Source organism: Mesorhizobium sp. WSM1343, assembly GCF_055901535.1.
Map to the genome: position 1 here is coordinate 2,978,813 of NZ_CM148370.1, position 26,352 is coordinate 3,005,164.

24 protein-coding genes are annotated in these 26,352 nt (G+C 63.8%); 15 read left to right on the plus strand and 9 right to left on the minus strand.

What is annotated here, in order from left to right; all coding sequences use genetic code 11:
- Nucleotides 1-21 precede the first annotated feature (21 nt).
- The 4 genes from AC0NIL_RS14400 to AC0NIL_RS14415 form a co-directional block, all read right to left on the minus strand.
- The gene (locus AC0NIL_RS14400; protein WP_013530600.1) at nucleotides 22-141 is read right to left on the minus strand and encodes a hypothetical protein; all 120 of its coding nucleotides are present in this window, start codon (nucleotides 139-141) and stop codon (nucleotides 22-24) included.
- 109 nt (nucleotides 142-250) lie between these two features.
- Nucleotides 251-1,282: a hydroxyacid dehydrogenase gene (locus tag AC0NIL_RS14405; protein WP_063168637.1), complete on the minus strand. Its 1,032-nt coding sequence runs from the start codon at nucleotides 1,280-1,282 to the stop codon at nucleotides 251-253.
- A gap of 424 nt (nucleotides 1,283-1,706) precedes the next feature.
- On the minus strand, nucleotides 1,707-2,897 hold the full coding sequence (locus AC0NIL_RS14410) for an FAD-dependent oxidoreductase (RefSeq protein WP_473572184.1): 1,191 nt from the start codon (nucleotides 2,895-2,897) through the stop codon (nucleotides 1,707-1,709).
- Between the two features lie 118 nt (nucleotides 2,898-3,015).
- On the minus strand, nucleotides 3,016-4,512 hold the full coding sequence (locus AC0NIL_RS14415) for a glucosamine inositolphosphorylceramide transferase family protein (protein WP_473572183.1): 1,497 nt from the start codon (nucleotides 4,510-4,512) through the stop codon (nucleotides 3,016-3,018).
- Nucleotides 4,513-4,762: 250 nt separating this feature from the next.
- Here AC0NIL_RS14415 and AC0NIL_RS14420 point away from each other — a divergent pair, with 250 nt between their 5' ends.
- The gene (locus tag AC0NIL_RS14420) at nucleotides 4,763-6,865 is read left to right on the plus strand and encodes a GumC family protein (RefSeq protein WP_063168635.1); all 2,103 of its coding nucleotides are present in this window, start codon (nucleotides 4,763-4,765) and stop codon (nucleotides 6,863-6,865) included.
- A gap of 1 nt (nucleotide 6,866) precedes the next feature.
- On the plus strand, nucleotides 6,867-8,213 hold the full coding sequence (locus AC0NIL_RS14425; RefSeq protein WP_013530605.1) for a VpsF family polysaccharide biosynthesis protein: 1,347 nt from the start codon (nucleotides 6,867-6,869) through the stop codon (nucleotides 8,211-8,213).
- On the opposite strand, the gene AC0NIL_RS14430 is transcribed toward AC0NIL_RS14425, so the two are convergent.
- Both AC0NIL_RS14430 and AC0NIL_RS14435 read right to left on the minus strand, forming a co-directional pair.
- Nucleotides 8,176-9,438: a glycoside hydrolase family 5 protein gene (locus AC0NIL_RS14430; RefSeq protein ID WP_224621891.1), complete on the minus strand. Its 1,263-nt coding sequence runs from the start codon at nucleotides 9,436-9,438 to the stop codon at nucleotides 8,176-8,178. The two genes, AC0NIL_RS14425 and AC0NIL_RS14430, sit on opposite strands and share 38 nt — an antisense overlap.
- Complete coding sequence (locus tag AC0NIL_RS14435; protein WP_064993987.1) at nucleotides 9,435-10,604, minus strand: DUF1972 domain-containing protein; 1,170 nt, start codon at nucleotides 10,602-10,604, stop codon at nucleotides 9,435-9,437. The genes AC0NIL_RS14430 and AC0NIL_RS14435 overlap by 4 nt, the downstream gene beginning before the upstream one ends.
- Before the next feature lie 336 nt (nucleotides 10,605-10,940).
- On the opposite strand from AC0NIL_RS14435, the gene AC0NIL_RS14440 reads away from it, so the two are divergent.
- The 11 genes from AC0NIL_RS14440 (at nucleotide 10,941) to AC0NIL_RS14490 (ending at nucleotide 24,222) form a co-directional block, all read left to right on the plus strand.
- Nucleotides 10,941-12,110, plus strand: a complete 1,170-nt coding sequence (locus AC0NIL_RS14440; RefSeq protein WP_473572180.1) for a glycosyltransferase — start codon at nucleotides 10,941-10,943, stop codon at nucleotides 12,108-12,110.
- Nucleotides 12,107-13,414 (plus strand): MATE family efflux transporter, encoded by a 1,308-nt coding sequence (locus AC0NIL_RS14445; RefSeq protein WP_473572179.1) that lies wholly within the window; start codon nucleotides 12,107-12,109, stop codon nucleotides 13,412-13,414. Before AC0NIL_RS14440 ends, AC0NIL_RS14445 begins: the two co-directional genes overlap by 4 nt.
- 8 nt (nucleotides 13,415-13,422) lie before the next feature.
- Nucleotides 13,423-14,652: a GNAT family N-acetyltransferase gene (locus AC0NIL_RS14450; protein WP_013530610.1), complete on the plus strand. Its 1,230-nt coding sequence runs from the start codon at nucleotides 13,423-13,425 to the stop codon at nucleotides 14,650-14,652.
- Between the two features lie 12 nt (nucleotides 14,653-14,664).
- Entirely contained in the window at nucleotides 14,665-15,888 is a 1,224-nt protein-coding gene (locus AC0NIL_RS14455; protein WP_275952579.1) for a GNAT family N-acetyltransferase, read from the plus strand.
- Between the two features lie 100 nt (nucleotides 15,889-15,988).
- A complete protein-coding gene (locus AC0NIL_RS14460; RefSeq protein WP_346016425.1) occupies nucleotides 15,989-17,170 on the plus strand; it encodes a glycosyltransferase family 9 protein in 1,182 nt (393 codons plus the stop codon).
- Nucleotides 17,171-17,394: 224 nt separating this feature from the next.
- Nucleotides 17,395-17,619, plus strand: coding sequence for a hypothetical protein (locus tag AC0NIL_RS14465; RefSeq protein ID WP_027160830.1), 225 nt, complete (start codon nucleotides 17,395-17,397; stop codon nucleotides 17,617-17,619).
- A gap of 45 nt (nucleotides 17,620-17,664) precedes the next feature.
- On the plus strand, nucleotides 17,665-20,157 hold the full coding sequence (ligD, locus tag AC0NIL_RS14470; protein ID WP_275952580.1) for a DNA ligase D: 2,493 nt from the start codon (nucleotides 17,665-17,667) through the stop codon (nucleotides 20,155-20,157).
- Nucleotides 20,158-20,576: 419 nt separating this feature from the next.
- Complete coding sequence (gene ku / locus AC0NIL_RS14475; protein WP_024501732.1) at nucleotides 20,577-21,482, plus strand: non-homologous end joining protein Ku; 906 nt, start codon at nucleotides 20,577-20,579, stop codon at nucleotides 21,480-21,482.
- On the plus strand, nucleotides 21,479-22,594 hold the full coding sequence (locus AC0NIL_RS14480) for a tetratricopeptide repeat protein (protein WP_275952582.1): 1,116 nt from the start codon (nucleotides 21,479-21,481) through the stop codon (nucleotides 22,592-22,594). The genes ku and AC0NIL_RS14480 overlap by 4 nt, the downstream gene beginning before the upstream one ends.
- Nucleotides 22,595-22,802: 208 nt before the next feature.
- The gene (locus AC0NIL_RS14485) at nucleotides 22,803-23,447 is read left to right on the plus strand and encodes an alpha/beta hydrolase family protein (RefSeq protein ID WP_275952583.1); all 645 of its coding nucleotides are present in this window, start codon (nucleotides 22,803-22,805) and stop codon (nucleotides 23,445-23,447) included.
- Between the two features lie 4 nt (nucleotides 23,448-23,451).
- Nucleotides 23,452-24,222, plus strand: a complete 771-nt coding sequence (locus AC0NIL_RS14490) for an exodeoxyribonuclease III (RefSeq protein WP_013530618.1) — start codon at nucleotides 23,452-23,454, stop codon at nucleotides 24,220-24,222.
- An 11-nt stretch (nucleotides 24,223-24,233) separates the two neighbouring features.
- On the opposite strand, the gene AC0NIL_RS14495 is transcribed toward AC0NIL_RS14490, so the two are convergent.
- A complete protein-coding gene (locus AC0NIL_RS14495) occupies nucleotides 24,234-24,377 on the minus strand; it encodes a hypothetical protein (RefSeq protein ID WP_013530619.1) in 144 nt (47 codons plus the stop codon).
- 38 nt (nucleotides 24,378-24,415) lie between these two features.
- Between AC0NIL_RS14495 and AC0NIL_RS14500 the strand changes: the two genes are divergently transcribed.
- Nucleotides 24,416-25,612: a hypothetical protein gene (locus AC0NIL_RS14500; RefSeq protein WP_473572176.1), complete on the plus strand. Its 1,197-nt coding sequence runs from the start codon at nucleotides 24,416-24,418 to the stop codon at nucleotides 25,610-25,612.
- A 34-nt stretch (nucleotides 25,613-25,646) separates the two neighbouring features.
- Here AC0NIL_RS14500 and AC0NIL_RS14505 read toward each other — a convergent pair whose 3' ends face one another.
- Nucleotides 25,647-25,742 carry a putative RiPP precursor gene (locus AC0NIL_RS14505; protein WP_127255804.1) on the minus strand — a complete coding sequence of 32 codons (96 nt, stop codon included), beginning with the start codon at nucleotides 25,740-25,742 and terminating at the stop codon, nucleotides 25,647-25,649.
- 204 nt (nucleotides 25,743-25,946) lie between these two features.
- Nucleotides 25,947-26,036, minus strand: coding sequence for a hypothetical protein (locus AC0NIL_RS14510; RefSeq protein WP_081714185.1), 90 nt, complete (start codon nucleotides 26,034-26,036; stop codon nucleotides 25,947-25,949).
- 35 nt (nucleotides 26,037-26,071) lie between these two features.
- Here AC0NIL_RS14510 and AC0NIL_RS14515 point away from each other — a divergent pair, with 35 nt between their 5' ends.
- Entirely contained in the window at nucleotides 26,072-26,275 is a 204-nt protein-coding gene (locus AC0NIL_RS14515; RefSeq protein WP_024501727.1) for a hypothetical protein, read from the plus strand.
- Nucleotides 26,276-26,352: the final 77 nt, after the last annotated feature.

The following is a 26,352-nucleotide window of genomic DNA, read 5'->3' on the forward strand; positions in this document are numbered from 1 at the left end:
TTCATCGAACACCGTGAGGCGTCAGCCTGCCGGGCCTGTCGGGCCGATCGGACCGGTCACTCCTGAAGTGGCTTGCTGCGCCGTCACGGCGGAGAGTTTCTGCCGTTTGAGCAGCATCGGCTTTTCATAGATCTTCTTCATGGTCACGGCCTCCCTCCGCAAAGTTCGATTGCGGTAGCGTCATCGCCGGCCGCGCTCCTGTCAAGCCGACCTGGTCGAGGGCCGGCCAACCCGAACGAAAATCCACGCCTCAATTCCTGTCGGCCGGCTTGGAACGCATGCGCGAAACCGTCTCGCGCTCGGCGCGTTTGGAGCGCAGCGGCGGCAGGTCGCGGTCGATCAGGTCCATGTCCTCCAGCACCATATCGCCCATGCGCTTGAAGGCGATGTCGAGCGCGCCGGCGCGGTGAGCCGAGCGCAGGAAGCCGGGCAGGGCGCGCACCGGATGGTCCCGCGCCAGCGGTTCTTCGGGGAAAACGTCGCTGGCGGCGACGATGTGGCCGCTCTTCACCGCCGCCATCAGCGCCGGGAAGTCCACCACGCCGGCGCGGCTGAGCAGGATGAAGGCAGCGCCCTTGCGCATGCCGGCAAAGGCGTCGGCACCGAGAAAACCCTGGTTCTCGCTGGTCACCGAGGCAACGACGAAGATGAAGTCGCTGGTCGACAGCACCTCGTCGAGGGAGGCCGGCTCGACGCCATTGTCGATGAGGATCGATGGCGGCAGCCATGGATCGAAGACTTTGGTGCGGGTGCGGAAGCCCGACAGCAGCCGGTTGAGCGCCCGGCCGAGATCGCCGAAACCGATGATGCCGACATCGGCGCCGGACAAGAGCCGCGCCGTCTGGTTGCCGTCGCCGCCCCACAGTTCCTGTCCCTGGCGGAAGGCGAGGTCGGCATCGACGATGCCGCGGGCGAGATTGAGTGCCATGGCAAGGCCAAGCTCCGCGACCGGCTCGGCGAACACCAGGCCGGTGGTGACGACATGGATGCCGCGCGCGAACAACGTCTCGTAGGGCATATTGTTGATGAGGTTGGTCTCGACATTGAAGACGCAGCGCAGTGTCTTCATCCGATCGAGCGTTTCGGGCGATATGGGCGGCTGGCCGATGATATAGCGCGCCTCGGCCAGCACGTCGGCCGGCAGTTTCGCGACGCCATCAGCGGTCGTCTCGACGATGCGATAGTGCGCCTTGAGCCGCGCCAGCTGCCGGGCTGTGAAGATCAGGTCGAGCGTGCGTGGTTCAGGCGCACTGATGACCAGCGGCAAGGCGCTGTTGGACATGACTATTCCCTCTGTTCCCCAATGGCCAAAATACCTTGGATGAAACGATTTACAACATCGCGCGGCCGAGGAGAGCGGGATTGGCGCTGGGGATGAGGTGCCCTGTCGGAGCCGATATGTGCCGGCAATGCAACAGTGAAGAATCGTTTGACCGCGATGGCGTGGATACGACGTAAGAACCAGTAATGGCACAATTGACACGGGGCAGGGAATTGGTTCTGCTGGCGCCGTATCAATTCGGAGGGCACTTTACAGTGAAGAAATACGAGAAACCAACCTTGCAGAAGCGCGACAGGCTTTCGGGTGTCACGGCCCAGACTGCCCCATCGACACCTCCGCCGACGGCAACCTGAGCGGTTGGCGACTGACGCCTTCGCCCTATAAGGGCAATCAATATCGGCGATAGGGCGCCACTGGTCGCGCCCTATCGCATATTGGCCACGGGTGCCCGCCGTTGTCCCAGATGCCGGACCTTACGGCCGATGATCATCAGCTGGCGCGCGGTGTTGTTGCGCAGGCGCCGCACGCGCCATTCCAGCCCGGTGTCGGCGGTAATCGACTTGGCATAGTAACTGACCCGCATGCCATCCTCATCGGCAGCCACCTTGACCGGGTCGTCATAGAAGGCGTTGATCTTGTCAGCCGCCATGCCTGGAGTTTCGAGCCAGCGTGGAATGTGAACCGAATGGAGCTGATCGACATCGGTCATCACGCGGCCGATGCCGACGCCCGGCGTCGGACACGTGGTACAGAAAGCATCGCCGATGAAGATGACCCCGTCGCGGCGATGGCCTTGCGTCGTGCTCAGACTGATCTGCCTGACCTCGACAGGACTCGCGACTTCGAAGTTGCCGCATCGCACGGCTATTTCGGGCATCAATTCGCAGAGCATCTTTTGCGGCTCCTGGCGGAACGCCCGCGTCCACGGCTCGGCCACATTGCGATAGAGGAACATGTTCGCCCGCATCTTGTCGCCGAGGGGAAAGATGCTGATGTAGGCGATACGGTCGGCGGCCCGCCTGCTGTAGCAGGTGACGGACTGATGACCGAAATCGCTGGGCGAGATGGCGAGGTCGAATCCCATCGACAGTGAATGCGCCTTCGATTGCTCGATACGCTCGACGCCGACGGCGCGCCGCACCGCCTCGCCGTGACCGGTTGCCACCACCAGCAGGCGGGCATCGATGGCGGTGCCGTCGGCCAGCACAAGCCGCTGCCGGTCCGGTCCAGTCGAGACTTCGGTTACCTTGCCGACCGTCAGCGGCACTTGCGCAGGCAAGGCGTCGCGCAGGCCATTGATCAGCGCGCCATAGGAGAATGTGAATTCAGCCTTCTTCTCATGCGCGAAGAACTGGCCGAGGCGAAAGACATGCGTGTCGGTCGTGGAGGTGACGAGACGCTTGAGTGTCGCATCGAGGCCGAGCTTTTCGAACAGCAGCATCTGGTCCATGCCGATCTTCTCGGCCCGGAATTCCTCGTGGTGGACGCGGTGCGGATCGATCAGCGCCACCTTGCGGCCGGCTCGTCCCAACAGAATTGCCAAGGTCGTGCCGGCCATTCCGGCACCGACGATCGCCACATCGACTTGGGCCGGGCCAGCCTCTGAGATACTCATTTTGCTGCTCTTTCTGATGGCAACGGCGCGTTTCACAATCTCCGGTAGAAAATATCTTCCGGACCTAAATCAACCGCAAGCAACCGGCGCGCGTGCTTGGTAGTAACCAATGTTTAGGTTAATCGCGGGCCCGCTGCTTCCAGCGCGGTGCGATCGCCGAGCCATCGATGAACTCAAAGCCGCCAGCCTCGTTGAGCGTGTGAAGTTTACGCCCACTCCATAGCGCACCTGGATTTAAGATGGTTTCAACGACCTGCTCCATGCCGATCAAATCAAGGTGAGAAATGCGTGCGATGCCAAGCGCCGCGCCGTAGCTCCTGCGGCAGTCCTGGACCGGGCGCAGCAGGTCGTTGCCGCGCCTGACCATGCGGCCGGCCGGCCGCGCCGAGGCGATATCGATCAGCACGGGATTTTTGGGGTGCGGCGTCCAGGGGCCGCGAAAATCCGGCGCCGACCACAGATGCAGCGCGTCGGAGAAGGCGCCGCCGCCGTCGCGGACGGTGGCGAACAGCCACCAGGCGCCGCCATGCTCGACAAGCGTGGCGTCGCTGGCGACGACACCGGACAGAAGCGTCGCCTCCTTGACCCATCCGCCGGGAAAAGCTGTGGCCCGGTAGAGATCGACCGTGCCGTTGGCGCAGCTTTCCGGCACCATCCAGACCTCGCCGTCGCGCTCGAAGACGAAGGGGTAGGAGAGATGGTAGGGCAGCTCCAACACCGGTTCAGGCCTTCCGAGCGGGCCTGCCGGGCCGAAGGGAACGGCGGAGATGATGGCTTTGCCGAGCCGATGGATATAGTCCTCGACGAACAGGGTCAGCTGGCCCTGGTAGAGGATGGGGAACGGATCGGCGTAGAAGCGGCTGCCGTCGTCCGGCAACTCTTGCCAACCCGACGCCGGATGCGCGCGCAGCTCGAACAGATCGCGGCTCCCGGTTTGCCGCCAGCCGACCTTCCAGTGCGGCGCGTTGTAGCAAAGGTGATAGATCTTCTGGATGATCCGCCGCGCCAGCGCCTTGCCGGCCCTGACCCCAAGCTTGCCCGCCGAGGGCATTGGCGGCGGGCCGCCCACCTGCGCCGGTTCGGGCAGATCAGGCACGGACTTTGCCGCGCCTGACATGGCAGCTATGATCAGGCTTGCTGTGCGCGCCAGCATATCCTGGAAGGACGCCAGCGCGATGCCGCCATATTCGGTGCCCAGACGCCCGGCGGCGATCGCAACGCCGTTCTCCTCGATGCGGGCAAGCGGCGTGCGACCTGCGAGGATCAGGGCCAGCAAGGCCGCTTCGCCGCTGGCGCCGTCATAGGTGACGCGCCAGATCCGTGTGTTTTCCAGCCTGACATCGCCGCAGAGGTCGATGACCAGGTCAGGCGAAGCGGGGGACTGCCGGTAGGGCGCGAGCGCCGAAAGCGGCACACGCTTGGCCAGTCCATCGTGGGACAGTCCGTGGATCGCCGTTTCGAGTTGAAACAGGGCCGCGGCGCTGCGCGGAATGCCGCCGCCCGCCGGCCTGACATCGACGGACAGTTCGACGTCTTCGAGCGCGGCGAGGCGCTCCAGCAGCGTGACGTGAAAGGCGCGGACGCAGTCGCCGTCCAGGCGGAGGCTTATCTGCATGTTGGAGGTCCGAAAAGGCGGTGCCCGGCCTTGCCGGCCAGACCGGTCCGGTCAAATTGTAACCCCATTTGCATTCGTCTCCGCTCGCTGCGTAGCCAACATCTCGAGTATGTATATTTTTAAGCAAACCGCGTGCCAAAATTCACGTCACCTCTCAACATAATTAACAATGTTTTAACAGTTGGAGGAATAGCTAGGTTAGCGCCGCAAACTGATCTTGCCGGCATATGGAGTATTGTCGGAGGCAGCCATGCAATCATCCCTGCCCATGGTTCCTCAGCAACACTCCCCGGATCCGGCACGCGCGGGATCATATGCAGCCTCCACTGTCGAACTGGGCGATCTGAAGCGCATCCTGGTGCGCCGCCGGTTCTGGATCTTCGGCACCGTCGCACTGCTGACGCTGGTCGCCCTGCTCTACGGCCTATTCACACCGGCGCTCTACAGCTCGGCGGCGGAAATCCTGATCGATCCGCAGGACCTGCAGGTGGTCACCAACGACGTCAATCCCAGCCGTATCTCACCCGATGGCGGCATCACGCAGGTCGAGAGCCAGGTCAGCGTGGTCCAGTCGACAGGCGTGCTGATGCGGGCGATCGCGGCGACAAACCTGACGCAGGATCCGGAATTCAATGGGCAGGGCTTGCTGTCGCGCCTGCTCGGTTCGGCATCAGCCGAAGGCGACAGGTCGGTGCAGACACTCGACGCACTGCGCCGGCGCCTGGCGGTGAAGCGGGCCGACAAGGTCCTGGTCCTCGACGTCATCGTCACTGCCAAGAGCGCCGACAAAGCCGCCCTCCTGGCCAACGCCATCGCGCAGGCCTACCTGGTCGACCAGGCGAGCGCGCGCGCGAAAATGGCCAAGGACGCTTCCGAGTCGATCACCGCGCGGCTGGACGAGCAGCGCAAGCGCGTCCAGCAAGCCGAAAACGCCGTCGAAGCCTACAAGTCCGCCAACAACATGGTGATGGCGGCAGGCAATCTGGTCAGCGACCAGGAACTGACCGAGATCAACACGCAGCTTGCGGCGGCGCAGAGCCGCACCGCGGCGCTGAAGGCGCAGGTCGATCAGATGCGCCGGCAGAGCGGCACGCCGGACGCAACTTCGGAAGCAATGCGCTCGGCGGTGATCTCGAGCCTGCGGGCGCAAGAGGCGACGTTGGTCGACCAGGTCTCGCAGCTCGGCACGGAGTTGGGGCCGCGTCATCCCTCGCTGATCGCAGCCCAGCAGCAACTGCGCGACACGCGCCAGCTGATCGCGCGCGAACTTGGCCGCATCGCCACCGCCACCGAGACCGACTACGAACGGGCGCTGGCCAACCAGCAGGCGCTGGAAGCCAAGGTCGCCGGCATGAAGAGCAAGTCGCTCGACACCGATCAGGCCTCGGTGCGGCTGCGCGAATTGCAGCGCGACCTCGAGGCGCTGCGTTCCGTCTACTCGAACTATCTCCAGCGCGCCCAGGAGACGCGCGAGCAGATCAATGTCGACAGCACCAATGCGCGCATCATCTCCAACGCCATGCCCGCCTTGAAGAAGAGCTGGCCGCCTCTGCCGCTGCTGTTGCTGGGCGCGATATTCGGCGGCCTTGGGCTCGGCACCGGTCTGGCGCTGATCGCCGAATATTCCTCGCCGACGGTGCTTTCCAGCGCCCAGATGCAGTCGGCCATCGACGCGCCGGTGCTGGGCGTGGTGCCGGCAAAGTCGGACACAGGCCGGCGCTGGTGGCCTTTCGGCGGGGCGCGCGCCGCCGCCTCCAGCCAGAAGACCGATGCCGTCGTCGGCCTTGCGCTGAGGCGCATGTTCAGTTCGGGCCAGCGTCCGGCGGACTGGCCGCTGGTGCCTTCCATCTTGGTGACATCGTCGCCGGGCGAGGGCGCGCAGCGCAGCCGGGTGGCGCGGCTGCTGGCCAATGCCGCGGCATCCAGGGGCAGCCGTGTGCTGTTCATCGATGCCAATGCTGGCGGCGGCGGCCAGAAGGATCCGCAGCCGGGGATCCTCGATGTTCTGCGCGGCGAGTACGCGTTCGAGGCCGTCAGCCATTACGCCGCCGGCAGCAACGTTGCCGTGCTGGGCAGGGGCCGCTCAAAGGCGGTCTTCCAGGAAGCGCATGGCATCTATTTTGCGCAGCAGATGCTGGCGCGGGCCAGCCGGAGCTTCGAGCTCGTCGTCATCGACGGTGGCGCGCTGGCCGACAATCTCAATGCCTCGCCGCTGGTCGCCATGGCCGACGAGATCGTGCTCGTCGCCACGCTGAACGCCACCCCGATGCGCGACGTCACGACGACTTCGCAGGCGGTCTCCGTGATGGGGCGCCTGCCGACAGCCGCCTTGCTGGTCGACGAGGCCGCCTGATATGGCGGCCAGTTGGAGCGCAAGCGCTTCGAACCATGGTGCTGCCGCACCCCGCGCCGGCACGCCCATCTCCGGCACCTCGGTCGATGCGCTGACGCGCTTCGGACTGATCGCGGCGGTAGCGGTGCTGTTCAGCATCTCGGGGGGCATGCTGTGGCTGGTCGGCTACAATTATGATGGCCTGTTCGGCAACCCGGCGACCAAGATCCACCCGTCCACCTATCTCATCGTCCTGCTGCTTGCCTGGCGCTCCTGCGCATCAGGCAATCCGGTCGGCCATATCGTCCATCTCGCTGACAGGCGGCCGGCCAGCGCGCTGATGGCCGCCATATCGATCGTGCTTCTGGTCGTTGTCATCGCCAGGCAGCGGCCCGGTATGGCCGGCATGATCGATACGTTCGTGGCTGCGGCACTTCTCGTGCTGATGCTCAGCGAGGACGACGAACGGACCTTCGCCGGGCTGCAGACCGTCGTCCACGTGGTCATGACGGCGAATGCCTTGCTTGCCCTTTTCGAGTTCGCCACCAAGACGCTTATCTTCCCCTATCGCCTCGACGGCGTGGCGTTTACCACCGATCTGCGCTCGAGCGCGCTGCAGGGGCATCCGCTTGCCAATGCCATGGTGACGTCGATCTATGTGCTTGCGCTGCTCTCCGGTGCCAGATCCCTGTCGATGCCTGTGCGGATAGGGTTGATCGGCTTGCAATGCGCGGCACTCGTCGCCTTCGGCGGCCGCACGGCGATGGTGACGACGGTGGTGCTCGGCGGCTGCTACCTGCTTTTTCAGGGCATCACCAAATTGCGCCAGGGCCGCGTCAATCTCCTGGGTGCGGCACTCGGTTTCATGCTCGCCGCCCTGCTGCCGGTCGTCATCATCGTGGCGGCATATCTGGGCTTTTTCGACGCGCTGCTGGAGCGTTTCGTGTCGGACAGCGGCAGCGCCAATGCCCGGGTCGAGATGTTCGAGCTCTTCAAGCACCTGGAATTGCGCGATCTGATCGTGGGGCCGGATGTCGACCTGATCGACAGCCTGCGCCGCATCAACGGTCTCGAACAGGGTATCGAGAACCCGATCATCCGCACGGTCCTTTATCAGGGCGCCTTCTTCACCCTTTTGCTGACGTTCGGCTTCGTGCTGTTCCTGTTCGAGGTGGCGCGCCGCTGCCATCCCGGCATCTGGCTGCCGATGCTGGGCTGGGTCATCCTGATCAACACTTCGGAAAGCGTCGCGTCGAAGACGACGCTGCTGACCAAGTTCGTGGTGCTGGCATTGGTGCTCTACCGGCCGGCGCGGGCAGCGTTCAGGCCGGTCAGTCCGCCGGCATGGTCAGGCCAAGCGCCGCGATGATATCGGGGTCCAGCGCCCGGGTGGTGTCGTCCATCATGCCCATGCCATCGAAGAGATCCCACAGTGCCCAGGCGAAGCCGAGTTCCTCGGCGCTCCGCCTGACATCGGCGATGTAGCGCCCGCGATCCGGGTTGGGCGCGGCGACATAGCGGGCGTCGGTGCGCAGCGCGCCGAACTCACCCATGATGATGCGTTCCGACGCCAGGCCATGGCCGTCGGCCCAATCGCGGACCTGGCGAAGATATTTGTCGACAAACCAGCGGTCGGGCTGGGCGTCGAAATAGACTTTCAGCACACGCTCGGTCTCGGCATAGGCTGCTTGCTTGGCGTCTTCAGGGGTTTCGGTGTCCTGCGCCATGCGCGCCCTGACCGATGCCAGCGTCTGTTGCAGCGAGCCGGCGGATGCCGGCCACGGCACATTGTTGAGCGACCGATAGACCGGCTCGCGCATCCAGGGCGCGCCCTGATGGCTGAACAGATAGGGCTCATAGAAGTGGAAGGTGAACAGGATCGGCTCGAAGGGCGACAGCGGGCCCGGATCGAGCGCGGTCAGTCCGCTCACCATCGAGCCGCAGCCTCCGGTGACGACCAACGGCAGGGTCGCTGCCGATGCCCTTGCCGCGGTCAGAAGCGCGAGCTGGATTTGCAACCAGACGTTCGACGCGCAGGCCTGCGCCGGTTCGTTGACCGGCTCGAGCGCCACCCTGCCGGGCTGGAACCGCGCCAGCCTGCCGGCAAGCTCGCCGACCAGCCCGCGATAGAGATCGAAAGCGGGTGCGGCGGTGCTGGAGACCATGCGGTCGGGGTTCCAGTAATGGGTGGCAGCGTTGGCCTGGATGTTGACGATGATGCCAAGATCGGCGTCGAGGGTGGCGGTGACGGCGGCGTCCAGCATGTCCAGCAACTGACTGCGCGTCTTGGCGTCGGCGGCCAGGAAAGGGCCGGGATCGACGGGCAAGCGGATGAAATCGAGCCCGGTCTCGCGCAACCGACGCAGGTCGTCTGGGGTCGGCACCGGCCGTTGCGACTGGAAGGGCGGCCAGCCGTAGTCGGTGCGGGGTGCGGGAAATTCACGCGTCAGCGAGAACCAGGGCCAGGCGTTGACGCCGCGCCGAAACCGCGTCCCGGCGGCGGCGCGAGCGATTGGTGCGACCGGGAGCGAGCCGAGAGCCGCTGCAGTGGACAGCGCGGTCCGCAGCACCCGCCGGCGCGACCAGCCTATCATACGGTTCCTGGCGATGCGTGATCCATCGCAGTGGTCTTGGCGGCGGTCATGCCGAGCAGATGATAGGCCTCGTTTTCATAGGCGAGCAGGACATCGTCCCAGCGAAAGGCTTCGCGGGCCCGCGCCCTCGCGGCAACGCCGCAGGCCTTGACCAGGGCATCATCGTCCAGCGCCTGCTGCATCCGCTCGGCGCAACTGTTCTTGTCGGTGAAGTAGATCGCCGCAGCCCCTGCGGTCCACCTGTTGTAGGGATTGTCATGCGCGATCACCATGTTGCCGGCCGCCAGCGCCTCGACCAGCGACGGGTTGGTCCCGCCCACCGTGTGGCCGTGCAGATAGGCGCGGGCGTGGAAGCGCAGGGCCTTCACCGTTGCCTGGTCGTAAATGGCGCCCGGCAGCACCACCGAGCCGTTCGCCGCCTTGCGGATGGCGGCATGGTAGGGGATGTCGTCGGACAGCGTTCCCAGCACCACCAGCTTCATGTCGCGCTTGGTGGAGCAAAAGGCTTCGACAATCGGCAGGATGTTGTTGTCGGGTTCGATGCGCGCGATCGAGATGAGATAACGCCCGGGCTCGAGGCCGAGCGCCCGGACCGGCGCCTCGGGCGCTGATGCCACCGGATCGGCGCCATAGGCGATGGTGGCGATGGCGCTGCGCGGCCGGCGCGTCGCCAGGTGATCGGCGATGGCGGGATGATCGGCGACCAGCCGATGCGAGGCCCAAGCGCCGATCCATTCGTTGAGCCAGAACCAGGTTCGCGCCGCCATCCCCCATTTGGGGCGACGCCACTCGATGCCGTCCATGTTGGTGAAGATCTTGCGCCGCTTCAGCCTGAGCCAGGTCAGGAAGACCGCGCCATTATAGCCGAGCACCAGGCAAACGCCCTGTCGCCTGGCAGCATCGCGGGCGCATTGCCAGTCGAATTCCAGGGTCGCGCGCGGTCCTTTGGAGGCGACCTGGATGTGAATGAGCTCGATGCCGCGCCAGGTTTCGCTGCGCACCCGCTGGTCGATCCGCTCGACCTCATCCTGGCAATAGACGCCGACCTTCCAGCCGCGCCCGACAAGAAACAGCGCCAGTTTTTCGGCAAAGGTTTCAAAGCCGCCATGGGCCGCGGGTATGCCGCGGGTCCCCAGGATTAGAATGGCGGGCTTTTCTGGTTTCATGGCCGGCGGCACTTTCACACATCTCATATATTAGATATTGCTTAATTTATAATGAGCAGACCGCAACTTTCGTGCCATCTTCCGATTTCGGTATCCTGGGAGGGGATCATGGCGCGGGGTTGTAAAAAAACGGTGTTGAACCCGGTGGTTGTTTCATTCTCGGTCAACCCTTCTGTGCGTAGCTGTATCGAAACGAAGCAATGCCAGGGGCGTACGGCCGGCAGTCGGACATATCGAACCGATAGTCGGACATATCGAACCAGGCATGATTCTTGCGGACGGGGTTCTGCCACAATCGCCCAGCGCGATGGTTGTAGCACCCGGCGGGGAACAAAGATGCGGATTGCCTGCGTTCATCAGGGTTATGAACTCTATGGTTCTGACCGCAGCTTCGCGGAGAGCGTGGCTGCGCTGCGCGCCGCGTTTCCGTCGGCCGACATCGAGGTGGTCTTGCCGCGCAGCGGGCCGATCGTCCAGATCCTGGAAGCGCATGCCAGCCGGATCGTCTTCGAACCGCTCTGGGTATTGAGGCGCCAGGCCATTGCGCGCCTTGCGACAGTCGAGATGGCGCGATTGCCGGTTGCCGTGTTCAGGGCGTGGCGGCGCCTCAAGGCCTGCGACCTCGTCTATGTCAACACCTCGATCGTTGCCGACTATGCGCTGGCCGCGCGCTTGCTGCCTTACAAGGCCGTCCTGCACATCCACGAAATCCCCGAAGGCGCCATGCGCAGGGTACTTGTCGGCCTGATGCGCTGGAGCCATGCGGATCTGATCTTCAACTCGCGCGCGACGCGCACCGCGTTTGGCGATCCCAAGGCGGCGCGCGCATATGTCGTCTACAACGGCGTTGCCGGGCCGGCGGCGGTCGAACCAATGACGTATGACGGCAAGCGCCCATTGCGGGTGCTGCTGCTCGGCCGCATCAACCGGATCAAGGGGCAGGAGGTCCTGCTGGAGGCGATCGCCTCGATGCCGGCAGAACTCCAGGCGAGGGTCGAGGTCAGGCTGGTCGGCGGCGCCTTCGAAAGCACCGAGCGCGAGCGTGCGCTTGCCGAACTGGTCGAAACCATGGGGCTTGCCGGGCGCGTCGGAGTCCTGCCTTTCATTCCCGATCCCTCGGAGCATTATCGCTGGGCCGACATCGTCACCGTGCCGTCGCGGCGTCCGGAATCGCTGGGCCGCGTCGCCATCGAGGCGATGGCTTATGGCCGGCCGCCGCTTGTGTCGGCGATCGGCGGGCTGGTGGAAGTGGTCAGCGACGGGCAGACCGGCTGGCATGTTCCGCCCGGCGACGCAGTAGCTCTTGGCGCGAAATTGCAGGAGATCATCCTCGCCCCTGAGGCCTGGCGCGGGTTTGTCGCTGCCGGGCGCGCGCGCTACGAGGCGATCTTCAGCGAGCCGGTCGCGGCCGCGGCGATCACCGCGATCGCCGCCGAAAAGCTGAAGACGACCATCGCGCGGCCGGCCAGGGCGCCCGCTGCCCGCGCAGCGGAGACACGGCCGTGAAGTTAGCGTTTCCGAGCCATCTGGTTCGACGCCTCGTGCTGATGATCGGCGGCGAGGCGATGCAGAGCGGCTTTCATTTCGCCCTCAACATCATGCTGTTGCACATGCTGTCGGCGCAGGGCTACGGCCTCTTCGCCATCGGCATGGTGATGGGCGGGGTCGGCCTGTCCTATATCAGGTCGCTCACCGCTGTTCCCGCCAGCATCTGGATGAGCAAGAGCACCAACAGCGCCGGCGTCGATACCTATGACGTGGCGTTCGGAACGGCGGCGCTGATCGTGGCGTTGCTGATGGCCGTCGGCACGGCTGTTCTGATGCATGTCCTTGGAGATCCAAGCGGAATTGCCGCCGGCTGCTTCGTCGGTGCCTGGTCGTTGCGCAGCCATATGCGCACGGCTTTCTTCGCACGGCGCCAGCAGGTTGTCGTCTCCATCAGCGATGGCGCTTTTACAGTCGCCGGCTGTGTCCTGACCGGGCTGTCGATCTGGTTGGTCCAGGACCCGCTGCAGACCGTATTCTATGCACTTGCAGCCGCAAATGTGTTCGGCATTTTCGTCCTGGTCCGCCTGGCTCGGCGCTCGCTTCGCATCAGCTTCCGCATGCCGACGCGCCGACGCTATGTCAGGCTCTGGCCCCAACTGCGCTGGTCGGCATTCAGCGCGACCACCACCAACATCCAGGGTCAATGTCTGGCGCTGCTGGTCGCCGGCATTGCCGGGCCAGCCGCCTACGCACCGCTGGCGGCGGTTCTGGTGCTGTTTGCTCCGCTGCGCATCATCAGCCTTGCGTTCGTCAACATGACGCAGCCGGATCTCGCCAGGCTGATGCGGAACAATGAAACAGGCCGTGTCTGGACGCAGGCCAAGATCTGGGCGCTCGTCATGGGGCTCGGCGGCCTTGCTTATGGATGTGCGATCATGTTCGTCCTGCCGATGATAAAATCCCAGGCTCTCCAGGACGCTTCGACCTGGTTCATCGGGCTTTTCGTGATCGCGAATTTTGTCCCGATCATGCTCTATATCATGCCCCGCATCGTGCTTGAGATACTCGGCGATTTTCGGATCGTCGCGTTCATCACCACGGGCGGCGCGGTCGTCGGGCTGGCGCTGATCGCGGCCCTGCTGGCAATCGCGTCTCCGCCGTGGGCGTTGTTGGGTTCCGCCGTCTCGGAGATGTTCGTACTCGTGGCATCGTGGTATTTCGCGCATCACCGCAGGTGGAATATCGAGCATCCCGATGAGGCGCGCGACAGCCGGTTGGGCGCGTGGCGGCGGACCTTGCCGTTCGCTACGGCAAAGCGATAGGAAAAAACATGGCAGTCCAGGCGGTGCAAATTGCTGCGGTGACCGGCTCGCCCGATGGCCAGTCCTCCCATCCGGCCACCGTCGTCGCCATCGATGCCTACACGGCGCGGCTCCACACCAGCTTGGAAGCGGTGAGGCCGCTCTGGCTGCGCCTCCAGGCGGACGGTGTGTGCACCGCCCACCAGAATTATGCCTGGGCCGAGGGGATCGTCGCGCGGCTAATGCCGGAAGGTGCGGAACTGCTCATCGTGGAGGTAAACGATGCCGTGACGGGCGCGCCGCGAATGCTGGTGCCGCTGATACGGCGGCCGGCCTTCCGCCATCGGGTGATCGAATGGCTGAGCTGTGGCGTTTGCGACTATTCGGCACCGCTGCTGGCAGATGCCAGCCCGTGGACGATGCAATCGGCGCAGGCCGCGTGGGCTGCGGTGCGTTCCGTGCTGCCGCCGGCGGACCGCATCCAGATCACGGGAATTCCGCAATCGATCAGCGGCGTCGCCAACCCTCTGGCCTTGCTCGCAGCCACGCGCGATTCCCTGCATACCAGCTTCGGGCTCGCCATCGACGGCGACCCGGAAACCGTGCTCAAGCGCCTATGCCGGCCATCCTTCGTCAAGGCCTTCAACAAGGACTGGCGCCGCCTCGAACGGCTTGGCGACGTGGAACTGGTCGAAGCCAACACGCCGGCCCTGGTGGAGGTCATCTTCGGCGGCCTGGTCCGGATGCGGCTCAGCCGCTTTCGCGAACTGGGCCGCTTCGACCTGCTGACGCAGGCGACGGCTGTCGACTTCTATCGAAACGCCGCTCTCGAGGGCCTGTCGGATGGATCGGTGCGGCTCTTCGGGTTGCGTGTTGGTGAAGCTCTGATCGCCGTACAATACCTGCTGATCCATCAAGTCACCGTTCATGCTCTGCTGATCTCAATCGATCAGGGCGCGGTGCCCAATGTCTCGCCGGGACTTCTGATCATGGGCAAGTTGATGAGCTGGGCGCGCGGCCGCGGTTTCGATTATTTCGACCTGTCGGTCGGCAACCAGAGTTATAAGGAACATATGGGTGCCGTGGGTTCGGGCCTGCGCGAGCTTTGCCACGGGATTACGGTGCGAGGCAGCGCCGTGAGCGCAGCCATCGAGGTCCGCAACCGGACCGAGGTGTTCGTGCGCTCCAAACCTCGGCTGCTGAAGAGGCTCCAGGGACTGATGCGGGACTTGCGGCGCCTGCGTGGGGGATCGGAATGACGGGAGAAGCATGTGGCAAGCTACGCGGCGCGAACGACTCCGATAAGGGATTTGCCCGGTGGGCGGCTTTCCCCGACTGTCGCCAACGCTGATGCAACCGCGCACTTCACGGCTCGGCTGCACACCAGTTTCGACACCGTAAGGCTGCTATGGCTGCTGCTTGAGGCGCACGGCGTCTGCACTGCCCATCAGCACTATGCCTGGGTCGAAGGAATCGCCGCACGGCTGATGCCCAAGGACGCGAACCTGGTCGTCATCGAGGTGAGTGACGCCGTGACCGGCGCGCCGGCCATGCTGCTGCCGCTGATGCGGCGCCGGGCCCTCGGCCACCACGTCATCGAATGGCTGAGCTGCCGCGTGTGCGACTACTCGGTGCCGCTGCTGGCGGATGGGAGAGCGTGGACCAGGCAGAGTGCCGACGCCATGTGGGCGGCGGTCCGTGCCGTTCTGCCACCGGCGGATCGCATCCATATCGCCGGGATCCCGCAGCAGATCCACGGCCTGGTCAATCCGCTGGCACTGCTTTCGGTGGCGCGCGACTCCATCCAGGTCACCTCCGGCCTCGTCCTGCATGGCGACCCGGAGACGCTCATCAAGCGGATCTGCAAGCCGTCCTTTGCCAAGGCCTTCCGCAAGCATTGCCGCGGCTTCGAGCAGCTTGGTGGCCTCGCTCTGGTCGAGGCCGACACGCCTGATCTGACCGAGGAGCTCCTGGATGTGCTGCTGGAATTGCGGCTGAAGCGTTTTCGTGAGCTTGGGCGTTTCGACCTCCTGACGCAGGTCCCGGTCGTCGATTTCTACCGCGCCGCGGCGCTGCAAGGCCTGTCCAATGGATCTGTGCGGCTCTTCGGTCTACGCGTCGGTGAAGCCTGGCTCGCCTCCATCTATGTGCTGGTCAGAAAAGGCACACTTCACGCCCTCCTGCTGGGCATCGACCAGAACGCGGTCGCCAATGTCTCACCCGGCCTGACGACGATGGGCAAGCTGATGATGTGGGGATGCGAGCGGGGCTTCGACTATTTCGACCTGTCGGTCGGCGGCCAGGGCTACAAGCAACATATTGGTGCCGCGAGTTCGGTTCTGGCCGAGATCTGCGAACCGGTGACGGTGCGGGGCAGGGCTGCGAACGCAGCCATTCTGCTGCGCAGCCGGGTCGAAGGCATGACGCGGTCGCGCCCCCGGCTGCTCAAAGCCGTTCAGGGCCTGACGCGCCGCTTGCGGCGATTGAAGGACTGAGGACGAGCGTTTGCCGGTCCTGCCGACGACCGATGCAAAGAGGCACCAAGGCCGGCAAGGTTGTTGACAGGGTTGGTTGGCTCTATATTTGAAAGCGCGCTTGACGTTCAGAAATGAGTGTCGTCGGCAGATTTTCTCAAATTGGCGTTTTCGGCAGATCATCTCGATGAATGCAAGTTTAGGAGATGGGATTCGTTCCATCCTCATTATTCAAACGAAGTACATTGGAGATGTCGTTCTGACATCTGCTTTGGTTCGCAATCTGCGTCTTTCTTATCCACAAGCATCGGTAACCATGCTTTGTGCGCCGGGACTCAAGCAGTTCATCGTCGCGCAAGGGATCGCCGATGTTGCCGTTGGCTTTGAATCCCGCGGCAGAGGAAGGACTCTGCTCAAGCGTTTGAGCGACTATCGTGGCGTCATCTCTGATCTGCGGCGTCGAAAATTCGATCTTAGCATCGACCTTACCGATTCAAAAACCTCGCGGATAATGCATCGTTTGATCGGCGCTCCACTTCGCGTCGGCTTCGATCCTTCCGAGCATCCGATGAAGTTCTGGGAAATCCAGCTTGCAAACGTTCTCGCCGCGACTTTCGGACAGGGTGGCCCCCATTATCTCTACAGGAACCTGTCTCCACTCCACGCGCTTGGGTTGGATTGTCAGGACCCAACGCCTCGGCTGCAGCCGAACGGGACCGCCCAGGAAGAGTGTGCCAGGATTCTTGCGGAAAACGCTTTGGCAAAGAAGTCATATGTGGCCGTGCATGCCGGCGCTAGGTTCGAAGGGCGTTGTTGGCCGCCGCAACATTTTGCTGCGGTCATCGACGAGGTATACGCCAAAACCGGGTTGCGATCTCTGCTCGTTGGTGGGCCGGACGAGGGGCTTGCCGCGCAAAGGATCCTTGAAGTGGCAGCGTCGCCGGTCGCCAGTGTCGTCGGAAAGGCCTCGCTTGAAGTCCTGACGGCATTGTTGGCCGAAGCATCAATCTTTCTAGGCAATGAGAGCGGCCCGATGCACATCGCGGCATCTGTCGGAACTCCAGCGGTGGGGTTGTACGGCCTGACGTCGCCTGAGCAATGGGGCCCGTTCGGTGTCCCGAACCGGACGCTCCAGCCGGTCATGCCCTGTCCATGCATCGCTCCAGGTGTTTGTAAAGAAAACAACCCCGGTGGGGTCTATTGTGTGCAGCGGCTTCAGGTTGCCGAGGTCGCGGCAGCGACACTCGATCTCATCGGGGAAGTCCGGAAATCCACTCATTCGGGTATGCCGGCCGCTTCGTAGGCTGGCGGTAACAGGCACGATCACGCGCGGCTACGTCTTCGCGCGCTTTACATCGTGATTCAGGCCGAGACCCGAGCATCTTCAAAAGACTGCAAAAATTAACCGGACTGCAACCTGCACTGCCACGAAATTGACAGGACACCTCGTCTCCGGCATCCTTGGAGCCAGTCGCAAGGCCGCCGGCAGCGGCCGCGTTGCGTGTCAGGGCGACCGAGGGCAGTGTCATGTTCAGTCCCGTCACAGGTCAGAATTCCAAACGCGCCGCGGTGCGCAAAGCGCTCGATCGTCACAAGGTCTACATCACCGAGCAGCGTTTTTCGGAGGGCACCTACCAAGCCCGGGTTCTGGTCGATGGCGAGGCCTATTGGGTCGACGAATTCCGGCTGAGCCAGTTGCAGCAAGGGCTGTCGCCGGCGGAGCTCGAGTTGACGCCGGCCGCTGACGATTGAGAGCGTGACTGGCTTGTTCCTGGCCGCCGTGCTTCGATCTTTGCGATGACAACTCCACCAAAGCTCAAAGCCTATCGCGCCAAACGCGAATTCGCCAAGACGCCGGAACCGGTTGGCGGGCTCGTCAGCAGCGACGGTAACCGCTTCGTCGTGCACAAGCACCACGCCACCGCAGACCATTATGATCTGCGACTGCAGGTCGGCGATGTCTTGAAGAGCTGGGCGGTGCCGCGCGGGCCTTCGCTCAATCCGGCCGACAAAAGGCTGGCGGTCGAGACCGAGGATCATCCGCTCGAATATATCGACTTCGAGGGTGTCATTCCCGAAGGCGAGTATGGCGGCGGGCCGATGATCGTCTGGGACACCGGCAGCTGGGCGCCGATGGACGATGTCGAAAAGAGCTTGCGCACCGGCGCCTTCAAGTTCCGGCTGGCCGGCGCCAAGCTCAATGGCGGCTGGATGCTGACACGGCTGAAACCGAAACCCGGCGAGGACGAAAACAAGAAGAACTGGCTGCTGTTCAAGGAGCGCGACCTCGCCGCCGACACCGCGCTTGACATCCTCACGGCCCGGCCGGAGAGCGTCAAATCCGGATTGCGCATCGAGGAGCTGGCGGCGCCGGCAAAGCCCGCCGCCAAACCCGCGCCCAGACAGGGATCGCTGAAGCCCGGCACGCTGCCGGGCGCCTTCAAGGCCCCCATGCTTGCCCGTATCGAGCCGCAGCTGGCGACGCAGGTGCCAAAACCGCCCGATGGCGAAGACACCAAACAAGTCTGGCTGCACGAGATCAAATTCGACGGCTACCGCACCATGGCGCATCTCACTGACGGCGTGGTCAAGCTGATCACCCGTGGCGGCATCGACTGGACGAAGCGTTATGGCGACCTGCCGCATGCGTTCGCCAAACTGCCGTGCCGCGACGCCATCATCGATGGCGAGATCGTGGTGCTCGACGCCCGGGGCATCAGCCGTTTCGCGCTGCTGCAGGATGCGCTGGCGGAGGGCGCCGGCAGCAAGCTCCATTTCTACGCCTTCGATCTTCTCCATCTCGACGGCTGGGACCTGACCAAGGCGCCGCTGGTCCGGCGCAAGGCGCTGCTGGCGCAGATGCTATCGGGCCTCGGCGCCAATTCCGCCATCCAGTTCTCCGACCATGTCGAGGGCTCGGGGCAGGGGCTCTACGACCAGGCGTCGGAACTGGGGCTGGAGGGTGTCGTCTCCAAGCGCGCCACGGCCATCTATCAGAGCGGCCGAAGCAAAAGCTGGACCAAGACCAAGGCGCTGCAGTCGGGCGACTTCGTCATCGCCGGCTTCACCATCTCCGATGCGGCCGAAGGGCTGGCGGCGCTCGGCATGGCAGAGTTCGAGGATGGTGAATTGCATTATCGCGGCAAGGTCGGCACCGGTTTCGATGCCGCCACCGCCGGTGAGTTGCTCGCCAGGCTGGAGCCGCTGCGGGAAGGCGCCACCGCGCCCGAGGGCGTTCCGCGCGAGGTCATGCGCGAGATGAACTGGGTGCGGCCGCTGCTGTCGGCGCGCATCCACTACGCCAACCGCACAGCGGACAACGCACTGCGCCACGGCGTCTTCCGCGGTTTGAGGGATGTCGGCCTGTCGACGCCGGTATCCTCGACACGCAAGCGGCTGATCGCCGAGGCTGACCTTGCCACCATCTGGGTGACCAACCCGACGCGCCGGCTGTTCGGCAAGACCGGCCCGACCAAGCTCGACATCGCTGTCTATTACGCGCTGGTCGGCGATTTCATGCTGCCGCACATTCTCGGCCGGCCGGTGTCGCTGGTGCGCTGCCCGACCGGCCTGCCGAAGGATTGCTTCTTCCAGCGCCACGCCTTCACCGGCATGCCGCCCTCGGTGGTGACATTCGAGGCGACAAATTCCGAGGGCGAAACCAAATCCTATCTCTCGGTCGAAGGCGCGAAAGGGTATCTGGCGCTGGCGCAGTTCGGCGTCGTCGAGTTCCACACCTGGGGCACCCACCGCGCCAGCCTCGACAGACCCGACCAGATCGTCCTCGATCTCGATCCGGGCGAGGGGATCACCTGGCGCGAGGTGGTCGAGGCCGCCGTGCACATCAAGGACGAATTGGAGCGCCTGGGGCTGGTGCCGTTCGCCAAGACCTCCGGCGGCAGCGGCATCCACATCACGGTGCCTGTGACAGGCAAGCAGAACTGGAAGAAACTGCACCAGGCAACCAGCGCGATCGCCACGCATCTGGCGATAACGGCGCCTGATACTTTCACCACCACCATGGGCAAGGACAACCGCAAGAAGCGCATCTTCATCGACTACCACCGCAATGCGCGCGGCCACACCTCTGCAGCACCTTACTCCTTGCGCGCCCGCACCAATCTGCCGGCCTCGACGCCGGTCAGCTGGAGCGACCTCGAATCCATCGATGCGCCGCAGGATCTGAATTATTCGTCGCTGCCGGGGCTGTTGGCGACGTCGGGCGATCCGTGGGCGGAGATTGATAAGTTTGCGCGGGATCTGCCGGTGGTCTCGGGGGCGACGAAGTAGTTGCAGAAGACGAAGTAAGTAGTTGCAGAACAAGGACCGCCGCGATCCGTGGCGCCCCCCTCTGTCCTGCCGGACATCTCCCCCTCAAGGGGGGAGATTGGCCACTACCCGGGCTTCCGCTAATCTGCAACGCTGCTGAAGTGGGCGAGACGCCGAAGCTGTTGATCTCCCCCCTTGAGGGGGAGATGTCCGGCAGGACAGAGGGGGGCGCTGTCCCGCCAGCGTTTCAAATTCCAGTCCATCGACGCTTCCAACAATTTGAATTATTCTCTGTCCACGACCTCAAATGCATGGCGGAAGATTTCGTCAGGGATTTGCCGGTATTGTGTGCGGTCGGTGTAGGATTTGCTCAGCCTCAATCGTCCTCGGACGAAAGCGCTGCAGGTCTTTGTCAGTGCATGACCGCGTAGGAGTGTTTCATGGCGCCCAGGGCAAGTTGGAAAGGTTACCTCAAACTCAGCCTCGTGAGCTGTCCGGTGCGGTTGTATCCCGCCACCAGCGCCAGCGAGCGCATCTCGTTCAACCAGTTGCACAAGAAGACCCATAACCGCATCAACATGAAGCCGGTCGACCCCGAACTAGGGCTCGTCGAGCGTGCTGATCTGGTCAAGGGTTACGAATACGAGGACAAGCAGTACATCATCATCGATGATGCAGACCTCGACGCGGTGCGCATCGAATCCAACCATACGATGAACATCGAGGCTTTCGTCGACGAGGACGAGGTCGACGTCATCTACCAGGACGCGCCCTACTACATGGCGCCCGACGGCGCGATGGCGGAGGAAACCTTCGCCGTGTTGCGCGAAGCGATGCGCAAATCCGGCAAGCTCGCCATCGCCCGCCTTGTGCTGTCGAGCCGCGAGCGCGTGGTGACGATCGGCGCGCGCGAGAACGGCATGTTCGTGTGCACCTTGAGGAACCCGAACGAAGTGCGTGGAACGGCTGAATATTTTGGCAATATTCCAGCTGGCAAGCCCGACCCCGAAATGCTGCAGCTCGCCGAAGCGCTGATCAAGCAGAAGGAAACCACCTTCGATCCGAAGAATTATGAGGACCGCTACGAGGCGGCGCTCATGACGATGATCCGCGAGAAGCTGAAAGGCCACAAGCCGATTATTGCGGCGGCACCGGAGCGCGGCAATGTCATCAACCTGATGGATGCGCTGAAGGCGAGCCTGTCGCAATCGAAGCCGCCAGCCAAGTCGAAGAGCAAGGCCGACGAGGTTGCCAAGCCAGCCGCAAAGAAAGCGGCAGCGGGTGGTGCTGCTGAAAATCCGCTGAAGGCCAATCTGCTGAAGGCGGTCGGCAAGAGCAAGAAATGACGGCACCGGCCGGCGCTGTTTTCGGCACCATAGGCGCGCTGGCGGCGTTTCCGCTCAGACTGGCCGCGCGTGAAGTCGAACGTCAGCACGGCCAGCTGCGGCGCGGCGTCACCAGGCGCACCACGCATGTCGTGTGCGGCCGCACGCTGCTCGCTAAGGCCGGGCTCTCCAGGAACGGCGATGCCGAGATCGAGCGCCGTGTCGCCGCCGAGCGCGCGGCCGGGCACAAGGTCCTCAGCGAGAACGGATTCCTGCGCCTTCTCGGACTGATGAAGACACCGGAAGCGTCTTCGTTGTCGCGGCAATCGCTGATCGAGCAATCGCGGCTATCCGGCGCCGACCTCGATTTGTTGTCACTGTTCGATGCGTTCGAGCATGACGCAGAACCCTATTCCTTCCGCGACCTGATCCTGGCGCGCAAATATGCCGGGCTCGTCGCCGGCGGCGCGACATGGGGGGCGATCGCGCGCTCCGTCCACCGCTCCGGCCCGGTGGCGTCGCTGACCGCCAAGTCGCTCAATGTCGGCTCGCAGCATGGGCGCGCCGATGCGATCTATCTCGAAGGCGGCCAGAGCGAACTCGACGGACAGCTTCTGTTCGATTTGGGCAGCGCCGGTTCGGCAGGCGACGACACACTGGAAGAGTTGTTTGCCGAGGCCGAAGCGGCGGAGGAGGGTGGCGACCATGATGGGGCAGCCGCACTCTACCAGCGCTGTCTCGCCATCGATCCGAGCGATGCGATTGCCGCCTTCAACCGCGCCAACTGCCTGCGCGCCGGCGGCCACGCGGCGGACGCCGCGCACGATTATATCAATGCGATAAAACTCGATCCGGCCTTCGTCGAGGCCTGGTTCAACCTCGCTGGGCTGATGAGCGAGCAGGGCCGCGAGGCCTCGGCGCGAAGGCACCTGCAGAAAGCGATCGCGCTCGACAAAAACTATGCCGATCCGGTGTTCAACCTCGCCCGGCTCGAATTCGACGCCGGCGATCTGCCGGAGGCGCGGCGGCTGTGGGTGCGCTATCTCGAACTCGATGCGGAGTCCGAGTGGTCGCGGGTGGCGGCCAAGGGCGTGCAGTTCGTGGATCTGCAGTTGGCGCGTACGGCGGGGTGAGGGATGCTGGCGCTTGAACACCCCCCTCTGGCCTGCCGGCCATCTCCCCCGCAAGGGGGAGATCGGCAGCTTGGGCGTCCCGTTCCTGCTTGCAAAGTGGGAGATTGGCGAAAGCGGTTGAGCGCGCAATCTCCCCGCTTGCGGGGGAGATGTCCGACAGGACAGAGGGGAGTGTGACGGAACTCGACCTCTCCAGCGAGACCGCTCCATGACCACCTTTCTCTTCGACGGTCCCGACACCGCGCCCATCACCATCCTGCTCGCCCATGGCGCCGGCGCGTCGATGGATTCTCCCTCGATGACCGCCACCGCCAAGGCACTGGCCGAAGCCGGCTTCCAGGTCGCCCGCTTCGAGTTCCACTATATGGCTGCCCGCCGCTATGGCCACCGCAAGCCGCCGCCGCGGGCCGAGACGGTCAACCCGGAATATATCAAGGCGATAGCCGACCTCAGGGCGAAGGGCGTGACCGGCCCGCTCGTCATCGGCGGCAAGTCGATGGGCGGGCGCGTCGCCTCGATGGTCGCCGACGAGATGTTTGCCAAGGGCGAGATTTCAGGCCTGCTGTGCCTCGGCTATCCCTTCCATCCGCCGGCCAAGCCCGATCAATTGCGGACCAAACACCTCGCCGATCTCAAGACACCGACGCTGATCTTCCAGGGCACCCGCGACGAGTTCGGCACCAGGGACGAGGTTGCGACTTATGACCTTTCCGATCGCGTCGAGGTGATCTGGCTGGAGGACGGCGACCACGATCTCAAGCCTCGCAAGAGTGTTTCGGGGTTTTCGACCGCCGATCATCTGAAGACGCTGGCCGAGACGGTCAAGGCGTGGTCGGGTCGGATCGCTTCCTGAAGCGATGAAGATCGCCTCCTTCAACATCAACAACATCAACAGCCGGCTTGAAAACCTGCTGACATGGCTGGCTGTGGCAAAGCCCGATGTCGTGTGCCTGCAGGAGTTGAAGGCACGCGACATGCAGTTTCCGCGCTCGGCATTGGCGGCGGCCGGCTATGGCGCGGTGTGGAAGGGCGAGCCGACCTGGAACGGCGTTGCCATCCTGGCGCGGAGTGCCGAGCCCGTGTTGACCCGCGATGCCTTGCCCGGCGACGAAGCCGACAGGCAGAGCCGCTACATCGAGGCGGCGGTGAATGGCATTGTCGTCGCTTGCCTCTATGCGCCGAACGGCAATCCCCAGCCCGGCCCGAAATTCGCCTACAAGCTCGCCTGGCACGCGCGGCTGGAGGCGCATGCCGAACAGTTGCTCGACACCGGCCTGCCGGTGGTGCTGGCCGGCGACTACAACATCGTGCCCGAGCCGCGCGATATCTACGCCACCCGCTCCTATGACGACAACGCGCTGGTGCAGCCGGAAAGCCGGGCGTCGTTCCGGCGCCTGCTCGACCAGGGTTGGCTTGATGCCCTGCGCAAGAAGCATCCGAAGGAAACGCTTTACACATTCTGGGACTATCGCCGCAACCGCTGGCCGCGCGATGCGGGCCTCCGGCTCGATCACATCCTGCTGTCGAAGAAACTGGCACGCCGCCTGACCGCCGCCGGCATCGATCGCGACGTGCGCGGCGAGGACGGTGCCAGCGACCATGCGCCGGTGTGGGTGGAATTGAAGTAAGGCGACTACTTTCATGCGTCGCGCTTGAACGGATCCATGCAACGCGCTTTAAGTCTTTTGTCTTGATGCATGTCGCTGTCCCAAACCGGGGTTCGCTTTTGGCCGACATGCAATAACCTGTCGGCAAAGTATTCCAACGCAGCCGGATCGCCCATGAACGCAATCCTCCACGAGATCTGTGAAAGGAGGCTCCATGCCTGACTTGGGCGCTGTCGAGATACTGTTCGCCGCCATTGTGGTGCTTGCGGCAGCTGTCGTGTCCTGGCGGCTGTGGCGGAAGCGCAGCCGCCGCAAGGGACGGCGGCAGACCAATCCGGCTGCCGACTATGCCGTCCGCACCGACTGGAGCGGCCGCGGAGGCATGCTCAATTACTCGTCCTTCGTCTATTTCGATGTCGATCGCGACGGCAAATACGGCGCCGGAGACCGGCCGATGGCCGGGATCATGGTGCGGCTGTATGATAAAGCCGGCAAGCTCGCCGCGTCCGCGCGCACCAACAATGCCGGCTTTGCCAATTTCCCCATGTCGGTGAAAAGCAGAAAGGCCGTGATCCGCAAGCCGGGCAACTGGCGCTTTGTGGTTTCGGTGCCGCCCGGCTGGCAGGCGAAAAGCGAAAACGACATTCAGTCCCGACACTTCCTGCCGCTGCCGGGTTCGCCGGCCGGGATGGTATCACAGGAGATGCTGCTGCCGGTCGGTCTGGCGCCGCCGCGCCGCGTCAGCGGGCGCGTTGCCGGCGATGGACCCGCGACCCTCTCCGTGTCGGGGGACGGGCACGTCCTGGAGACGCGGACACTGGCGCCGGGTGCCGTCTTCAGCTTCGACCTGGCTGAAGAAGCCGACACGGTCAGCATCAGTGGCGAAGGCTTGGAGCGGCGGCTGACGCTGTCGCCCTACTCGGCGGATCTCGGCCTGCTGTCCGCGCAACGCGCCGGCATTGCCACTGATGCCGTTCTCGAAACGATCGGTTTCGACGATGTGACGTCGCGCACCTTCAGGAAAATTCCGGCCGGTCATGCCGGATTGGCGTGGCGCAACCTGAATGCGATGGCGCGCGACTACACCAAGGACAGCCAGGGCTATGTCAATGGCAACGTCTCCGGTGACCATGTGCTCTACACCAGCAGCGGGCTGCCTGCCGAATTCAGCTGCGAACGGCCGTTCGGCTTTCACTCGGTCATGCTGAGCGCCGCCTGGCTGGCGTCGGAAGGGGAGGTGGCGCTGATCGAAAGCTGGCTTGGCGAGCAGCTGATTGCAAGCGATCAGATCACGCTGTCGGCGCTGACGCCGTTGCACTATGCCCCGATGCTCAAAGCTGTAACGCGTGTTCGCCTGTCGACGAAGCACTATTGGCAAATGGTCGTGGACGATTTGGTCCTGACACGCTGAGATTTGGAAGCGTCAGGCTCAGGCGGTGCTGGAATTATTGTGGCGTCGGATTGGAGGCGCCGTTTAACGCTGTGATCGCTGAAAGACGGCCTTTTTTCAAAAATGTCGGCTTTGCATAGGTTTTCTTCATTTTCAGACTCTCCTAAAATCCCAGCCTGATGATGCCATACTGCGGCCATCTGTCAACCATGCGAGCTGAAAGCAACAAACAATAAACCCAACAATGCGCGACAAGGGGCCAGGGTCCCTATTCTTTGTTTCGGGCCATCCCAAAACCCATTGCACCTGGAGTTTGCTCTCCAGCGCCGGCGCGATCCGCCAGAGATGCGCCGGATTAAAGCGTGACGCTGCTCGGGGCGTTTGCCGTGACGGCGGAAAGCTTGCCCTTCTTGACGAAGGTCGGCTTCGCGTAAGTCTTCTTCATCGTGATCTCTCCTGAATCCTCGGCGAGCATGGCAGATGCGCGACATGTGTCAACCAAGCCGGGCGCCGACGGCGGCCCTCCTGGCGCTATCGGCTGGCGGCCAGCGCCTGGCCTCCGGCTCGCTCGACGGCACGGCCCGGCTATGGGGCATGGACACCGGCCACCAGATCGCGCTGTTCGACAGCAAGACCGGCCCGATCTATGCGGGCGTCCGCCGCGGTGCTGACTGGCGGCAATGATCGCACCATCCGCGACTGGCCGCCCGATGGCGGTGACGGCGTCGTGCTGTTTGCCGGCGCGTCGGAATGAGCAAATC

Bases quoted from the DNA above. Each gene is read 5' to 3' on its own strand.
- AC0NIL_RS14400 (WP_013530600.1), bottom strand. From the start codon at position 141: ATGAAGAAGATCTATGAAAAGCCGATGCTGCTCAAACGGCAGAAACTC.
- AC0NIL_RS14405 (WP_063168637.1), bottom strand. From the start codon at position 1,282: ATGTCCAACAGCGCCTTGCCGCTGGTCATCAGTGCGCCTGAACCACGC.
- AC0NIL_RS14410 (WP_473572184.1), bottom strand. From the start codon at position 2,897: ATGAGTATCTCAGAGGCTGGCCCGGCCCAAGTCGATGTGGCGATCGTC.
- AC0NIL_RS14415 (WP_473572183.1), bottom strand. From the start codon at position 4,512: ATGCAGATAAGCCTCCGCCTGGACGGCGACTGCGTCCGCGCCTTTCAC.
- AC0NIL_RS14420 (WP_063168635.1), top strand. From the start codon at position 4,763: ATGCAATCATCCCTGCCCATGGTTCCTCAGCAACACTCCCCGGATCCG.
- AC0NIL_RS14425 (WP_013530605.1), top strand. From the start codon at position 6,867: ATGGCGGCCAGTTGGAGCGCAAGCGCTTCGAACCATGGTGCTGCCGCA.
- AC0NIL_RS14430 (WP_224621891.1), bottom strand. From the start codon at position 9,438: ATGATAGGCTGGTCGCGCCGGCGGGTGCTGCGGACCGCGCTGTCCACT.
- AC0NIL_RS14435 (WP_064993987.1), bottom strand. From the start codon at position 10,604: ATGAAACCAGAAAAGCCCGCCATTCTAATCCTGGGGACCCGCGGCATA.
- AC0NIL_RS14440 (WP_473572180.1), top strand. From the start codon at position 10,941: ATGCGGATTGCCTGCGTTCATCAGGGTTATGAACTCTATGGTTCTGAC.
- AC0NIL_RS14450 (WP_013530610.1), top strand. From the start codon at position 13,423: ATGGCAGTCCAGGCGGTGCAAATTGCTGCGGTGACCGGCTCGCCCGAT.
- AC0NIL_RS14465 (WP_027160830.1), top strand. From the start codon at position 17,395: ATGTTCAGTCCCGTCACAGGTCAGAATTCCAAACGCGCCGCGGTGCGC.
- ligD (WP_275952580.1), top strand. From the start codon at position 17,665: ATGACAACTCCACCAAAGCTCAAAGCCTATCGCGCCAAACGCGAATTC.
- ku (WP_024501732.1), top strand. From the start codon at position 20,577: ATGGCGCCCAGGGCAAGTTGGAAAGGTTACCTCAAACTCAGCCTCGTG.
- AC0NIL_RS14480 (WP_275952582.1), top strand. From the start codon at position 21,479: ATGACGGCACCGGCCGGCGCTGTTTTCGGCACCATAGGCGCGCTGGCG.
- AC0NIL_RS14485 (WP_275952583.1), top strand. From the start codon at position 22,803: ATGACCACCTTTCTCTTCGACGGTCCCGACACCGCGCCCATCACCATC.
- AC0NIL_RS14490 (WP_013530618.1), top strand. From the start codon at position 23,452: ATGAAGATCGCCTCCTTCAACATCAACAACATCAACAGCCGGCTTGAA.
- AC0NIL_RS14495 (WP_013530619.1), bottom strand. From the start codon at position 24,377: ATGGGCGATCCGGCTGCGTTGGAATACTTTGCCGACAGGTTATTGCAT.
- AC0NIL_RS14500 (WP_473572176.1), top strand. From the start codon at position 24,416: ATGCCTGACTTGGGCGCTGTCGAGATACTGTTCGCCGCCATTGTGGTG.
- AC0NIL_RS14505 (WP_127255804.1), bottom strand. From the start codon at position 25,742: ATGAAGAAAACCTATGCAAAGCCGACATTTTTGAAAAAAGGCCGTCTT.
- AC0NIL_RS14510 (WP_081714185.1), bottom strand. From the start codon at position 26,036: ATGAAGAAGACTTACGCGAAGCCGACCTTCGTCAAGAAGGGCAAGCTT.
- AC0NIL_RS14515 (WP_024501727.1), top strand. From the start codon at position 26,072: ATGCGCGACATGTGTCAACCAAGCCGGGCGCCGACGGCGGCCCTCCTG.